The sequence below is a fragment of the Pseudomonas sp. GV105 genome (assembly GCF_003058185.1).
Classification (GTDB): domain Bacteria; phylum Pseudomonadota; class Gammaproteobacteria; order Pseudomonadales; family Pseudomonadaceae; genus Aquipseudomonas; species Aquipseudomonas veronii.
In genome coordinates this window covers 155,982-170,761 of record NZ_QBUF01000001.1, presented here as the reverse complement: position 1 = coordinate 170,761, position 14,780 = coordinate 155,982, and the positions used below count along the sequence as shown (strand labels likewise).

Annotated in this window: 16 protein-coding genes; all 16 read left to right on the top strand. The window is 59.0% G+C overall.

Going from position 1 to position 14,780, the window contains the following annotated elements; genetic code table 11:
• The first annotated feature begins 21 nt into the window (after positions 1-21).
• Positions 22-804 carry a hypothetical protein gene (locus C8K66_RS00805; RefSeq protein WP_108524040.1) on the top strand — a complete coding sequence of 261 codons (783 nt, stop codon included), beginning with the start codon at positions 22-24 and terminating at the stop codon, positions 802-804.
• A gap of 32 nt (positions 805-836) precedes the next feature.
• On the top strand, positions 837-2,327 hold the full coding sequence (locus C8K66_RS00800) for an alpha/beta hydrolase domain-containing protein (protein WP_108524039.1): 1,491 nt from the start codon (positions 837-839) through the stop codon (positions 2,325-2,327).
• A gap of 22 nt (positions 2,328-2,349) precedes the next feature.
• The gene (locus tag C8K66_RS00795) at positions 2,350-2,829 is read left to right on the top strand and encodes a DUF6644 family protein (RefSeq protein ID WP_108524038.1); all 480 of its coding nucleotides are present in this window, start codon (positions 2,350-2,352) and stop codon (positions 2,827-2,829) included.
• A gap of 32 nt (positions 2,830-2,861) precedes the next feature.
• Positions 2,862-3,350, top strand: coding sequence for a DUF6644 family protein (locus tag C8K66_RS00790; RefSeq protein ID WP_108524037.1), 489 nt, complete (start codon positions 2,862-2,864; stop codon positions 3,348-3,350).
• Entirely contained in the window at positions 3,350-4,051 is a 702-nt protein-coding gene (locus C8K66_RS00785; RefSeq protein WP_108524036.1) for a DUF6162 family protein, read from the top strand. The genes C8K66_RS00790 and C8K66_RS00785 overlap by 1 nt, the downstream gene beginning before the upstream one ends.
• On the top strand, positions 4,048-4,980 hold the full coding sequence (locus C8K66_RS00780; protein WP_108524035.1) for a metal ABC transporter solute-binding protein, Zn/Mn family: 933 nt from the start codon (positions 4,048-4,050) through the stop codon (positions 4,978-4,980). The genes C8K66_RS00785 and C8K66_RS00780 overlap by 4 nt, the downstream gene beginning before the upstream one ends.
• A 23-nt stretch (positions 4,981-5,003) precedes the next feature.
• A complete protein-coding gene (locus C8K66_RS00775) occupies positions 5,004-5,684 on the top strand; it encodes a metal ABC transporter ATP-binding protein (protein WP_052735786.1) in 681 nt (226 codons plus the stop codon).
• Positions 5,681-6,586, top strand: coding sequence for a metal ABC transporter permease (locus C8K66_RS00770; RefSeq protein WP_046383304.1), 906 nt, complete (start codon positions 5,681-5,683; stop codon positions 6,584-6,586). Before C8K66_RS00775 ends, C8K66_RS00770 begins: the two co-directional genes overlap by 4 nt.
• Before the next feature lie 17 nt (positions 6,587-6,603).
• Entirely contained in the window at positions 6,604-7,575 is a 972-nt protein-coding gene (locus C8K66_RS00765) for a metal ABC transporter substrate-binding protein (protein ID WP_236255114.1), read from the top strand.
• A gap of 29 nt (positions 7,576-7,604) precedes the next feature.
• A complete protein-coding gene (locus C8K66_RS00760; RefSeq protein WP_046383303.1) occupies positions 7,605-7,928 on the top strand; it encodes a hypothetical protein in 324 nt (107 codons plus the stop codon).
• A gap of 2 nt (positions 7,929-7,930) precedes the next feature.
• The gene (locus C8K66_RS00755) at positions 7,931-8,761 is read left to right on the top strand and encodes a DUF4198 domain-containing protein (RefSeq protein WP_241561577.1); all 831 of its coding nucleotides are present in this window, start codon (positions 7,931-7,933) and stop codon (positions 8,759-8,761) included.
• A gap of 471 nt (positions 8,762-9,232) precedes the next feature.
• Positions 9,233-10,351, top strand: a complete 1,119-nt coding sequence (locus C8K66_RS00750; RefSeq protein WP_108524034.1) for an acyl-CoA dehydrogenase family protein — start codon at positions 9,233-9,235, stop codon at positions 10,349-10,351.
• Positions 10,352-10,353: 2 nt separating this feature from the next.
• Entirely contained in the window at positions 10,354-11,736 is a 1,383-nt protein-coding gene (locus C8K66_RS00745) for an acyl-CoA dehydrogenase family protein (RefSeq protein WP_108524033.1), read from the top strand.
• A 3-nt stretch (positions 11,737-11,739) separates the two neighbouring features.
• Positions 11,740-12,546, top strand: a complete 807-nt coding sequence (locus C8K66_RS00740) for an acetoacetate decarboxylase family protein (protein WP_046383300.1) — start codon at positions 11,740-11,742, stop codon at positions 12,544-12,546.
• Between the two features lie 61 nt (positions 12,547-12,607).
• Positions 12,608-13,399: an SDR family oxidoreductase gene (locus C8K66_RS00735; RefSeq protein WP_046383299.1), complete on the top strand. Its 792-nt coding sequence runs from the start codon at positions 12,608-12,610 to the stop codon at positions 13,397-13,399.
• Positions 13,400-13,695: 296 nt separating this feature from the next.
• Positions 13,696-14,715: an AraC family transcriptional regulator gene (locus C8K66_RS00730; protein WP_108524032.1), complete on the top strand. Its 1,020-nt coding sequence runs from the start codon at positions 13,696-13,698 to the stop codon at positions 14,713-14,715.
• The last annotated feature ends 65 nt before the right edge of the window (positions 14,716-14,780 follow it).

Below are 14,780 nucleotides of genomic sequence, written 5' to 3'. Positions count from 1 at the left end.
CAGCAACGCGGAGACATTTCAATGAAACCAGCACGTACCACCCACACAGCCATGCTCCTCCTGGGCGTGGTCCTCGCGACCTTCGCCGGAATGAGCAGCGCTGCCACGGCATCGAACACCCAAACCGACAGGCACAGCGTGGCCACCCGGCCGGACATCAGTGGCACCTGGGAAAGAACCCCGGACGACTGGTTCGGCGAGAACCCGGACGATCCGGTTCACCCCGGCGGGCCGATGGACCTCAAGGCGTCCTACGCCGCCGAGTACGCCGAACTCAAGAAGAAAGAAGCCGTGGCCAACGCCGCCGGCACGCCGATCGCCACCACCAGTTCCAGGTGCCTGCCCGAGGGCATGCCGACAATGATGGCGGCGCTCTTCCCGATCCAGATCATTCGCGATGACAAGCAAGTGATCATCCTCGGCGAGTATCTGCAGCAAGTGCGGCGGATTCTCTTGAACCAGGCCATGCCGCCCACAGACGAACTCGACCCGAAGTACCAAGGCCATTCACGCGGTCACTGGGAGGGCGACACGCTCGTGGTCGAGACCCAACGCGTGCGAACGGACGTGCGCTTCTACGACGTGCCCCACGGGCCGGCGATGAAGATCACCGAACGCATCCGGCTGCGCGGGCCGGATCACCTGGAAAACCAGGTCCTGATCGAAGACCCGCAGGTACTCAACACCCCCTATCGCTTTACGTTTGAGTACAAGCGCTCCAACTACGCCATCCAAGAGTACGTGTGCGAGAACAACCAGATCGTGATCGACAGCGAGGGCAAGGCATCTCTGAGCCTTGAGTGAATCTGCCCATCCCCCCTGCTGGAGCTTTACGAATGGAACGCCTGACCCCCATCAGCCTCAGCGTCGTGCTGTCGCTGTGCATCGCGTCGAACACCTTCGCCGAGGTGCCGCGCATGCCCACGGCCATCGAGGTACCGCCCTCGGACAAACCGCCGCTGTCGTCGGCAAAACGCCCGGGCACCGAATACAGCGACCTCGACCGGTACGGCTACATTGAGCAAGAGTACTACCTGCAAGGCGTCGCCCCGGCCATTACCGCCGCCGGCAAAACCCTGTTGGAAGCGCCTTACACCACGCGCATTCTGGTGCGTAAACCGGCGGACCCAGCGCACTTCAATGGCACGGTGGTGATCGAGCCATTCAGTTGGTTCGGCGAGCGTGGCGCAGGCTGGATCCTGACCCGCGACTATCTGCTGCGGCGCGGCTACGCATACGTCGGGTACACATTGAATGTGAACAAGCCGGCGGTAGATCCCAAGTTCATCTCCGACACCCCGGCGGCTGAGGCCGAACAGATCGCCCAATACGGACAGATCGTGAACTTCGAGTTCATGCGCCGCTTCGACTTCGCCCGCTACGCACCGCTGGGCACCTATTACGACCCGGCGCACTTTACGCGGGGCGAAGCACCCGACCCGTTTGCGCCCCAGTCACAAGGGATCGGCGCGCAACTGGCGTTGCTGCTTAAAACCAACGGAGCACAGGGCCCGTTGGCGGGTCTGGATGTGCAGCGCGTCTATGTGAATAGCTGGGCCATCACCGCGCAAGTGTGGATGGACTATCTCGACCAGGGCCGTCACCAGCAATGGCGCATGCCCGACGAAACGCCGCTGATCGACGCCTATATGACCGGCCGCATGGCCTATGGAGAAGTGGGCGGCGAGGTGATCCGGGTGCCACGCCAGATGCCCGCAGGCGTGCCGTTCGTGACCGTCTACAGCCAGTCCGAACTGATGCACGACGTGATCGAAGGCATCCCCCTGCCCGCGGACACCGACGCCCCGCAGTTGCGCTACTACGAAGTCACCGGCATGCCCCATCTGCGCCTGGCCGACCTGGGCACGGAGCACACCGAAAAGCTCGCTGCCGACATCGGCAAGGGCGACGACCCGCGCTGCCGGACGCTGTACGACGAACCGGTTGAACTGGTGGTCTCGGCGTTGCTCGATGGCATGGACCAGTGGGTACGCGACGGCAAACCGATGCCCAACGCCCCCCGGGTGGTACGCGACGGCAAGGCCGCTGCCCGCACGCCCGCCACCGGCAACCTGCAAGGCGGCGTGCGCCCGCCGTGGATCCAGGTGCCCAGCGCCAGCTACCTCACCGATCAAGAGAGCGGCTGCGGGCTGATCTACGACACCAAGGTGCCGTACTCCAAAGAAGAGCTGGGCCAGCGCTATGGAGATTTCAGCCGCTACGCACAGAAATTCGAAGACGCCAAAGCCGTTTCGATCCAGCAAGGGTACTTGCTGCCGGAGGATGCGGCGCGATTGCATCCGATCGCAACCCCTCAAGATTTCTAACCCACTGCGGGAGAAAAAGCCGATGTCCTCTTCACTCATCATTGCCTGGATCTACGCGTCACCGTTGAGCACTGCCATCCGCGACATCCTGTGGGTCATCCCCACCGTGCAGAGCATTCATATCATCGCCATCACCGTGCTGTTTGGTTCGGCGATGATTTCCGATCTGCGACTGGCGGGCGTGTTCGCCAGCGATGAGCCCTTGCGCGGCATCGTATGCCGTTACTACCCATGGATGCGCAATGCACTGATCGTGCTGTTGTGCACCGGGTTACTGATGATCATCGCCGAGCCTGATCGGGTGCTCGTCAACTCGACGTTCTGGCTGAAGATGGTCCTGGTGGTGACCGCGTTCAGCTTGACCTGGTTGCTTCGCCGCCCGCTGCTGCGCTCTGCCGGCAGTGACGTCGCGTCGGGTTCCGTCAAGGCGTTTGCGTGGCTGTCGATCGGTTTGTGGTGCGTCGTGATCATCTGCGGCCGCTGGATCGCCTACACGATCTAAGCGTTTTCAACCCAAGTTCTCAGGTATTCGCCATGAATATTCAACCTCTGCTGCAAGCCGTCCAGGACACTCCAGTCGCAACGTTCATTCGCGAGTCAGGCTCGGCGTTCCCGATGCTGGAGTCGGTACATGTGATCGGCATCGCCATCGTCTACGGCAGCATCGCGGTGGTCGACCTGCGTCTGCTGGGCGTGGCCGCCCACCGGCGCGGCGCGCTGAAGCTGACCCAGGATTTGCTGCCGTACACCTGGGTCGCGTTCGTGACCTGTGTCATCACTGGCCTGCTGATGTTCTGCGCCAATGGCACGACCTATGTGCAGAACACCGCGTTCCTTTTCAAGATGGGCCTGTTGATGCTGGCCGGGATCAACATGGCGATTTTCCACCTGGGCGCCTTTCGCCGGATTGCCGAATGGGACACGACGCTGCCGCCTCCCCGTCAGGCGCGTATCGCCGGCTTCAGCTCGTTGCTGTTGTGGGCGGGAGTGGTCTTTCTGGGCCGCTGGATCGCGTTTCTCTGATGGCGCGCCCGACCATTGCCGTCACGCGGGTGCGCCCACGCTCCAGCGGATGGGAGTCGCTGGCGTTGATGCTGGCGACTCTGACCGTCATCGCCGGCGTGGCCGGTTATGTGCTGCTGCGCCCCGAAAGAGTTGGCCCGCCTACCCCGTTGAGCTGGCAGGTGCGTTCCTTCGATGGCTTGGGCGCGGTCGATCAGGCCATCCACAGCGCGTTGTTACCGGCCGGTGAAGAAATCATCTGGACCAACAACGATACCGGCGGCTGGATCACCCTAGAGCGTGCGCAGGAGCTGTTGCTGCCGCCCTTCTACCGGGATGCCTTCTGGAAAGCCAATGGCGAGGTGCACTGGCAATTGATCCTGCCTGGCTCCCACCTGGCTCATAAGGGTGGCGACGACGATGCCACTGCGGCGGACCAGACCGTCAACGCCGTGTCCCAGGCCACCCTGGGGCAAGGTGCAACGGTGTACTACGGCTCTGGCGGCCATGCACCGGGCCAGAGCGCCTATTTGCTGATCATCGGTCACGCCCATGCCGGGGTGATGTGGGCCAACCAAGCGACGATTTGGGTCCACCGAGACCCGAACGCGCCCTACCCCGCCATCGTCAAGCCCGAATCCCTGGTCGGCGAGGGTTGGCGCCAAGTCATCCCTTACGACGGCGCCAGCGAAATCGAACGCGTAAAAGGAACCCAGCAATGACTGTTTCTATGAAACAACGCGCCTTGTGGCACCGTTGTATCGCGCTGTTGGTGCTGATATTCGCCATCACGCTCGCCGGCCCGGCCTTCGCCTCGGCAAAGAAACTCAGGATCGGCATCACCCTGCATCCCTACTACAGCTTCGTGGCCAATATCGTGGGTGATCGGGCAGAGGTCATTGCGCTGATCCCGGCAGAGGCCAACCCGCACAACTACCAGCCGCAGCCCGATGACATCACCCGCGCGATGAATATCGATGTGCTGGTGGTCAACGGCATCGGCCACGATGAATGGGCCTTCCAGATCATCAAGGCCGCCGGCCGCACGCAAACACTGCCGATTATCCAGGCGAATGCCACGGTGGCGCTGATTCCCATCGGTGGCGACCAGAAAGGGGTCAAGGTGGTCAACCCGCACACCTTCGTGTCCACCACGGCGGCGATCCAGCAGGTGTTCGAGATCGCTCGCCGGCTGGGAGAGCTGGACCCGGACAACGCTGCTGCGTATCGAAAAAACGCCCTGGCGTATGCCGGCCGTATCCGCGAGCTACGCGCAGGCTTCATGACGCGCTTCGCCGCGCTGGACCTGTCTTCGTTCCGCTGTGCGACGACCCATGCGGGCTACGACTACATGATGCAGGAGTTCGGCCTGTTCGTAAGCGCCGTGATCGAGCCGCGCCACGGCGTCGCCCCGACAGCACGCCAACTGGCCAACACCATCGAGGCGATCAGGAAGGCCAACGTCAAAGTGCTGTTCGCCGAGAAAAACTTCTCCCTCGACCTGGCCAAACCCATCGAAGCCGCCACCGGCGTGAAGGTGTTCGCCCTGTCCCATATCACCGGCGATACCTACAGCGCCGACGAGTTCGAGGTGGCGATGCGCGAGAACCTCAAAACCCTGGCACAAGCCGTTGAGTACACCCAGCAATGAATGCGCTAAAGGAGGAACACGCGATGCGCGGCCCCGCCATTGTGTTCGACAACGTCTCCCTGCGGCTGGGAGGTACGCAGGTACTCGATCAGGTGAACGTGCACATAGAAGCCGGCGCCTTGCACTGCCTGGTCGGCCCCAACGGCGGCGGCAAGACCTCACTGGTGCGCGCGCTGCTGGGCCAGATGCCGCATTCGGGGACGATCCGCTTCGAGGGTGAATTCACCACGCCCATAGGGTATGTCCCGCAATTGCCGGACTTCGACCGCAACGTGCCGATGACGGTCAACGATCTCATGGCTTTGCTGGGTCAACGCCGGCCCGCATTTCTGGGCGCAAGCCGCGCCGCCAAGGCGGCCAATGCCGAAGCCCTGGCGCGTACCGGCATGGCGGGGATGGGTAAAAAACCCTTTGGCAGCCTGTCCGGCGGCCAGCGTCAGCGCGTGCTGCTGGCCCAGGCGATCAGCCCGATGCCTTCGCTGCTGATCCTCGATGAACCGACCGCAGGGATCGACGAGGCCGGTGTGCGCCTGGTGGAGGCGCTGGTGGCCGAGCTGAACAGCCGTGGGGTGACCATCCTGTGGATCAACCACGACCTCGAACAGGTCAAGCGTATCGCGCAGTCAGTGACCGTTATCAACCAGCGGGTGCTGTTTCACGGCCCCGCCGATCAGCTCGACAGCCGAGTGGAGGCCATTCGATGAATGCCTTGTACGACTTCATTCGCGACCACCTCCAGGCGCTCGCCGCGAGTCATGTGTTACCGCAACCGTTCGAATACGAGTTCGTGATCAATGCGCTGATGTGCTCAGTGCTGATCGGGCCGTTGCTGGGCGTGCTGGGCTCAATGGTGATGATCAAGCGGATGGCGTTCTTCAGCCAGTCCGTGGGCAATGCGGCAATGACCGGCGTGGCCATTGGCGTGCTGCTCGGCGAGTCTTATACCTCGCCGTACTTTTCGATGTTCGGCTTCTGTCTGCTGTTCGCCCTGACCCTCAAATACACCCAGCACCGCACCACTCTGGCCAATGACACGCTGATCGGCGTGTTCCTCTCCATCTCGCTGGCGGTCGGGGCTTCATTGCTGCTGTTCGTGTCAGCGAAAATCAACACGCACGTGATGGAAGGTGTGCTGTTCGGCTCGATCCTGGCCGTCGACCACACCGACATGAACGTACTGCTGGGCGTGACGGTGATTTGCACGCTGATCGGGCTACCCCTGTACAACGGCATGTTGCTCTCCAGCCTCAACCCGAGCCTGGCCCATGCGCGCGGTGTGAAGGTGCGCAGCGTCGAGTACCTGTTCGTGGTGCTGGTCACCCTGGTAACGGTCGCCTGCTTGAAAATCATCGGCGCCGTTCTGGTCGAGGCCTTGTTGCTGATACCGGCAGCCGCGGCCCGCAACATCAGCCGCTCACTCTCGGGCCTGGTCGCGTGGGCGGTCGTGATCGCGGCCTTTTCCTGTGTGGTCGGCATCCTGGCACCGATGCAGTTCCATATTCCAGTCCCCACGGGCGGCGCCATCGTGATCGTCGCGGCCTTGGTGTTTGCGTTAACCACCCTCATCCGCGGCACCGCGCCGCAGTTCAGAGGGGCCAGCGTATGACACGGTTCACCCCATCCATGTCCCCCTGGCTAGCCCTGCTGGTACTGCTGCTGGGCGGCACGCCGTCAGCGTTTGCGGATGCAGGACAGCAACAAGTTCTGGTCGCTCTGCCGGCGCTGTATGCACTCACCTCGGCGCTCGGCGAAGGCACCCACATAGAGGTAGTCCGTGTGCCGCTGGACGCCGAAGTGCCCATGGAAAGCCAGGCCAACGCTCTGTCACGCCTGGAGCCGGCCGTGTTCCAGAAAGCCGCCGCCGTGGTCACCGTGAGCAGCCTGTGGCGCGCAGACCCGCTGTATGCGACGGCCCGGCGCCACAACCTGCGGATCGTCGAGATCGATGCGTCGCACTCATGGGACAGCTTCAAGCCCGGCGTAGCCGTGACCCGCGAACCCTCGAACGATGTTCCCTGGGCTGGCGCCCGCAACGGCGAAGGCGGCCTGTCGCCCTACGCCTGGCTTGGCCCGGTCAATGCCATGCGTATGTCGGCACTGATCGCGGCCGACCTGGCACGCCTGTCCCCGGCCGACGCGCCCCGGATCGAGCGCAACCTCGCCGCACTCGACGGCCGACTGCGCCAACTGAAGGCCGACTACGGTGACCGGCTGCTGAAGGTGCCGGACCTGCGCGTGCTGTCGCTGGCCAGCGAGCCGATCTACCTGTTCGGCGAGTTCGGCGTGTATGTGGACGGTTGGTTTGTGCGTCAGGACATCGACTGGACTGACGCCGACCGCGCCGCCCTGACCCGCTACCTGCGCGAGCGTGATATCCGCGTGGTGGTCCATAAGTGGGCACCTGACGCCAAGACTGCACAGGCCATAGAGGAAGGGGGCGCACGCCTGCTGATCCTGGATATCGGCAACCCTGGCCTGCTCGCCAACAACGCTAACTACGAGGCGCTGCTGAGTTTCAACCTGGACGCCTTGCTGGCGGCCTTCGCGCCGGCCGGTTCCCCTGAGGCTGGCGTTCAAGCAGCAACGCCCCAGTGATCGACTTCGACCATGGAGACTGAAACCAGATGAAATCGCTAGATCTAGTCCACCCGATACTGCTGGCAACTGCACTGCTGTTCTGCCAGGCCGCCTCGGCCCACGGCCCCGTTTTCGACTGCTATATCGAGAACGATGACTGGGTGAAGTGTGAGGCGGGTTACACCGACGGCAGTTCCGCCGCGGGTCGAAAAATCCATGTCCAGGACACCAGCAACAAGGTGTTGCTCGAAGGCACTGTCGACAAAGACAACAGCTTTACGTTCCGAGCCCCGGCTGGCGCCTACTCCGTGGTGTTCCTCGGCGGAGAGAACCATGGCGCCACGATCCAATCCTCCGACATTACAAAGTGAAAATGACCATGGCGATCAAACGACGACTGCTTCAAGCCCTTGCCGCCGTGACCTTCGGTTGCATGGCGTGCGCCGCACAGGCCCATTTCCAGCTGCTGTATGTGGAAGAAACAGCGCTGCCGCGCGCGGACAACCTGGAATTCGCGATGGTGTTCACCCACCCGTTCTCCGCCGGGCCGACGATGGTCATGGGGCACCCCCTCGCCTTCAACCACGTCAGCTCCCATGGCGGGGAGAAAATCGACCTGCGCAAATATCTGCGGCCTGTGCAGTGGCAGAGTCGGGATAACCAGGCGACCGCTTATCGTGCGTCGATCCCGCGGGAATTGGTGCGCTCGCTAGGTGACCATGTCTTCGTACTCGAACCCGAGCCCTACCTGGAAACTGAGGAAGACGTCTACATCCAGCAGTTCACCAAGCTGATCGTCAATGTGGGTGGCGTACCCGGCAACTGGTCGGAACCGCAAGGCGCGCCGGTGGAAATCCAACCCCTGAACAAACCCTATGCCAACTGGACAGGCGGCGTGTTCCGCGCCGTAGTGCTTGCCAACGGCAAACCCGTTCCGTTCGCTGAGGTCGAAATCGAATACCTCAACCATTCCGTCGACATCAAATACAACGCCTTCGGCCAGAAGGACTATGTCACGCCCCCCCAAGCCTCCTTCAAATCCATGAGCACGTATTCGGATGCCCAAGGTATCGTCACCATCGGCCTGCCCCGTGCCGGCTGGTGGGGCATTGCGGCGCTCAACATCGGCACAACGAAAACCTATAAAGGCAAACCCCTGTCGCAAGACGCCGTACTGTGGGTGCAGGCCAGAGATATGAAATGACAACAGGCCATCGGGGGGCTGTGCTGGTCTACGGCAAACCTGCCCCTCGATGAGGCCTGCATTCATTCAGTGACACCGGTTACGGTCACATCATGCTGGCCATTACTCTATATCCGAACGCTGGCAGAAGCTGATTCGTTGCGAGCCGGGCCGAGCGCTGACAACGGGCCAGACAACGAGGACAGCACCAACGCTTGCCGCATCGGAATCGTTTGCGTATGGCAAGCCCACTCCTACACGTTCATCCAGACTTGCTCTTCAGGCCTTGAATTTGGCCTAAATTCTAAAGCAAATGTCCCCCCTGATAATTCCTTAAAGCCCCCCATTGTTCCTATCCTCTATCCCATCCGAGGCCGCCCTATCTACCAGGCGGTTCGACGTTTGAAAGCGGCCGTATTCGATCCAGATTGCCTAAGGATCGGACTGGCGCTCAGCCCATAACAATAATTCGCGGGTGGTGATGTCATAGCCATGAACACCGAAGATATTTTGCCTCTGCTTGATGAAGTAGGTCGTTTCGCAAAAGAACGTGTTTGGGTCTCAGCGGAGCGACCCGAACATCCCGTCTCCACCCAGTGCCTTGAGACGCTGACAAAAGAAGCTGTCGAACTTGGCATTATTTCCCTGTCCACCAGTGAGGATGGATTTGGGATCTGGGATCACACCGATACCGCCGAAACCATGTTCTTCAACATAGGGGGGCTCAGGCATCTGGGCCGCGCCAACCCTGGCATTGCCTTCTCCTGGCATCGCAGTGGCTTGGCCCATGGCTTAGCAAAACAGCTCGGCTTCACGCTCAACCAAGAGCATCTCCTCGCCTCCACACTATCTATCGTCGGACACTACGGCCTTGGTCGCTACAGCCTGGCGCGTTGGATCAAGGGTTCGGTAATGCCGCCGGAAGACCAAAACACACTCAGTGACTGGTTGTGTCGGCAGCGACACGTCAGCCCTATTGTCGCGGCAGAGGGTTGGCAGTCTCTGATTTGGCCCGAGTGGTGTGACGGACAAATCGTCTGGCGCCTGAGTACCAGCGCTGAGGCGGTTGTCACTCGATGTGAGGCTCAACATGGTTTCGACGAGTTATCGAGTTACCTCGTGCAGGGGGGCGCGTATGCGCAAACCCGCAGTCTTGATGCAGCAGGATCCCGAAACATATATGAGCGCCTACTTAAGGCTGAATGCATTGGATTGATGGCAATTGCGGTGGGGGCTTTGGAGCGAGGGCAAACCCTCGCCGTCGAGTATGCCGCCATTCGCAAGCAAGGAAGCAAGCGTATCGATCACCACCCAGCCGTACAGTTCATGCTCGGTGAGGTGGAGATGACGCTCCAGCACGCAGAAGCAGTGCTCAGCATGTTGACGCGCCCGCTCGATGAGCTGGATTTAGGCGTGGTGTTGTCCATGCGAGCGAGGCTGCATGAAAGCCTCTGCCAGGCAGCCAACCATGTCGTACAGGTGCACGGAGGCATTGGATACATGCGCGAGTGTGGGGCAGAAAAGATTGTCCGCGATCTGAACATGCTCAAGTTGCAAAGCGGTGGCACGAGAGAGATCCCCTTATTCCTTGCTGCATGGATGGAGAAGTAACCATGTCCCTGAATATGCACCTTGATGGGCATCTGCCATCCAATCATCAACTCTCGCCACACTGGCAGTATGGCGAGTTTTCAGCCCTCGCTCGACCGTTCACCCACTACGTTCGTGGGGATTTGTGGGAAACCGATACAGCTCGGCTGCCAAAGGCGCTGGCCAAGATTCGTCGCTCCGCGCGCCTCTTCGCCGATCAGCATATTGCTCCCCTGGCCAGCGAAGTGGATTTAGCAGCACACCTGCCGGTCGGTGAATGCCTACCCGTAGTCCAACGACTTCTGGTTGAGGCGGGAAAAGCCGGATGGTTGAGCTACTTTATGCCGGCACCGCTCGGAACCATGCCGTGGGGGGCCGTCACTCAACCGCCGATTTGGCAGTGCGCGCTAGTCGTTGAGGAGTTCAGCCGCGCTTGCGGCGGCCTGATGTTATTGCTGTCAGCGCATCACCTCGGCTGCATGCCATTGCTTCTTTCCGGCAGCCTGGGAACTATCACGCGGCACCTGGCCCCGGTATACCGCAGCTGCCTGAGCGGTGACCCGCATCTGGTGGCATTTGCGATCACCGAACCCGGTGCAGGGTCAGATGCAGAGGAAGGTCATGGCGCAGAAAGCTATCGCCCCGGCGTAATAGCGACGCCGACACAAGGCGGCTTCCTCCTCAATGGCCGAAAGTGCTTCATCAGCGGCGGAGATCTTGCAAAGAGTACAACCGTGTTTGCGGCGCTCGACGGCGAAGGAATGGACTCGTGGACGTGCTTCTACGTCGATGCTGATAGCCCAGGTTACAGCGTTCCACGTATCGAACTTAAGATGGGGATGCGAGCTTCCGGCGCCGCCGAGCTTGAATTTAATGACGTCTTCGTTCCCCACAGCCGGGTCATCGGTGGATTGCGCAAAGGATGGGCACTCAACAGAGCAACCCTCAACGCCTCCCGAATGCCTGTTGCCTCCATGGGTGTTGGCTTAGCGCGTGCAGCCACAGAGATCGCCGTTGACTTCGCACGCACGTACAAGCTTGGCGGTAAAGAACTCATTCACTACCAAGACGTGCAACTGCACCTTGCAACGATGGTGGCGGAAACCCGTGCCATACGCAGCTTGGTTTGGCAGGAGGCAAAGAGCGCCTGGAAACCTCGTCAGTTGCATGCATCCCTTTGCAAGTTCCACGCTACTGACCGGGCGCAGCATGTCGTCGAAATGGCGATGGATCTCTTGGCTGATCATGGTGGTCTTCATGAACAAAAGATCGAAAAGATTTTCCGGGACATACGTCTGACACGGATTTTCGAAGGCACCAACCAGATAAATCGCTTATCGCTCATAGAGGATTGGCAGGAGCAGATTCTGCCGCTCAATCCACATAACCCTATTGTTGGAGTTTGAGTCATGACTACCTTGCTCCAGGATCCATTCTTTCAGTACCCCTTGACGCCGTTCGAAAGCTCGGAAGGTCATGTTGACCTACCCATACTTTATTTCGACAACTCCAATTTCATGGCCATGTTTGAGGTCGAGTTCGAAATCGCAAATGCCTTCCTCAAGGATGCGGGTGTAACTGCCGTTCAATTCGCCAAGGGGAAAGCATTGGTGGTTGTCGGCTTCTACGAATACAGGAAAACAGCAATCTCTGCCTACAACGAGGTCGGTGTAGCCATAGCCTGTGTTCCCAACGGCGTACAGACGCCGCACTGTCCACTGCTTTCGCTTTATAAGTCCTTGGACAAACAACAGATTGGATTCCATGTGATCGATTTGCCCGTCACCACTCAAGCAGCGTGCGCAGCGGGAAAAGAGATCTGGGGATACCCTAAATTCGTTACTCCCATCGGATTTTCGTTGGAGGCGAAGCGCTTTAAAGGAACGGTAAGCGATCCCGAATCCGGGGACACTATGGTGGAGCTATCTGGAGATCTAGGTATAGGCCTGCCAGCCCCGCAGCTGGACTTGGTTCTGTACTCCCACCACAACGGATCGCTGCTGCGCACGCTGATCAACACCCGCGGTGGCGGCAGAAGCTGTCTTCCAGGATCGCTTCGTCTGAAGCTCTCAAACAGTACGCATCCAATGGCGCAGCGGCTTGCCCAACTGGGACTGGCCAATGCTGCGCCAAAAATGGTTTTCCATAGCCATGGGCTGCAACTTCGCCTGAATGCTGGGGCGGACATTACGCATGCTAGAGGCATTCACACGTGAACGTGCGGAGGCTGAGACTGCTAACACATACGCCAGTGCCTTGTTACAAGGACCTTGATTCATGACAGCGGCTCTTATCGAGAAGCGCCAGAGCATTCTCATTACGGGTGCTGCAAGCGGAATCGGCCGAGCAGCCGCGCGATTGTTTGTAGAGCGCGGTTGGTTTGTCGGGCTGGGTGATATTAATAACGCGGCGCTTGCGGAACTGAAAGCTGAGTTAGGTGCACAGAATGTGCTTTCGATGCAATTCGACGTCGCCAGCCCGGAAGAATGGAGTCAAGCCCTTAGTGAGTTCCATCGACGCACGGGGCGACTGGATGTGTTGCTTAACAATGCCGGCATTTTGATTTCAGGCCCTTTTGAGTCCAGTCCGCTTGAACGCCACCACACGGTGATCGATATCAATATCAAGGGACTGCTTAATGGTTGCTATCTGTCCTTGCCGTATTTAATTGGCACCCCAGGCGCTTGTGTTATCAATCTATCTTCGACCGCAGCAATCTATGGCCAGGCGTCATTGGCTACTTACTCAAGCACAAAATTTGCCGTGCGCGGATTAACCGAAGCGTTGAACATTGAATGGCAACGTCATGGGATTCGCGTGATCGACATCATGCCGCCCTTCGTGCAAACCGACATGATAAAGGGTATGAATGCCCGCAGCATTGAGCGTCTTGGTGTTCAATTAACCCCCGAGAATGTTGCCGAATCGATCTGGGCGGCAGCCAATGACCAAGGAGATTTTAGCAAGCCTCATCGTCCGGTTGGTTTCATCGCGGCGTGGCTTTTTCGCTTGACGAACCTGGCGCCGAGCAGACTTCGTCGGTATATCGCAATGAGGATAGCTACCTAGTAACGAATAATCTGGTAGCCATCCAATTAGTTAACAAACTTATCACCACAGAAGTTTTCGCCATCACCACCAATACCAAAACACAACTTCACTAATGCAGTCTTCTGTTTCATGTTTCATCAGGACAGGCTGGTTTGTTATTAATAGCATCCAGTATCATTTCGCACCTGAGACTGTCAGGATGGCATTGACACCGCAATGACAGGACAAGTATTAACGCCATTTAAAGGAATGACACGTAGTGGCAATTGCTTTAGTATTTAGGCCATTACGCTATCTAAAAAAGAGCCTGCCTGATGAGCTTCTGGGACTTCACCCGCGACGTCGGTAGTGTGCGACTTCTCGTCGAGATCGGACATAACCTAGGTATGAGTGCAGCCACATTGTTAAGAGGAACAGGCCTCTCATTCAATCAGCTAAGGGACCCTAACGTGCAGGTATCCGCTTCGGCTGAGCTTCGCGTGATATCCAACTTGTGTCAGTCTTCGTTGTTACCGGAGACGCTGGGATTCCAGGCCGGTTTGCGTTACAGCTTTTCCACCTATGGTCTGTGGGGATTTGGTCTTATCAGCAGCGCGACCTTAGGCGATGCGATGACTCTGGCGTTGCGCTTTTTACCACTGACTTATGCCTTCACGTTGATCTCCTTTCACCGAGATGGAGAGCTCGGTGTACTGAGTTTCGGAGAGCCCGAATTGAAGGATGAGCTTAAGCGCTTTCTGGTAGCGCGAGACATGGCAGCAGCGTATGTACTCATGCGAGAGCTCGCCGGAAGCGGTTTCTTGCTAGAGCGATTAACACTGCGCAACCCTCTTCCCAGGCATGCAAAACTGGAAATCAGTCCAGAGAGCTTCGGAGGGGCTCATCCACGATTTGGAACAGGCATAAATAGCCTCGCGTTCGGATTGAGGTTTCTCGAACATCAGCTCCCTCAAGCCAATCCTGTGACTGCTTTGATGTGTGCTCAACAATGTAGCGAGCTATTGGAAAAACGCCGTGTGAAGGCAGGTACAGCGGGCATTGTCCGTCAGTATCTCAGCATTGCCGGAAGTATGCCGCCGGATCAAGTATCCATGGCCAAACTGATGAACACCAGTGAGAGAACCTTCAAGCGTCGTCTCAGCGAGGAAGGTACTTCATTTCGCTCGTTGCTCATGGAGGTCCGCTATGCAATGGCCAAGGAACTTCTGGAAAGTCACTCGCTATCAATGAGAGATATTGCGGAGCGGTTGGGATTCAGCGACGCCTCAAGCTTTTCTCAGGCATTCAAGCGTTGGCATGGCTGTGCGCCCCAGAATTACCAAAAAAATCGCTGAACTGGGGACGTCTGCGTTGCTTCTGACTACACCTACTCCAATCGAAAGGTTCGGAGCATTTTTCT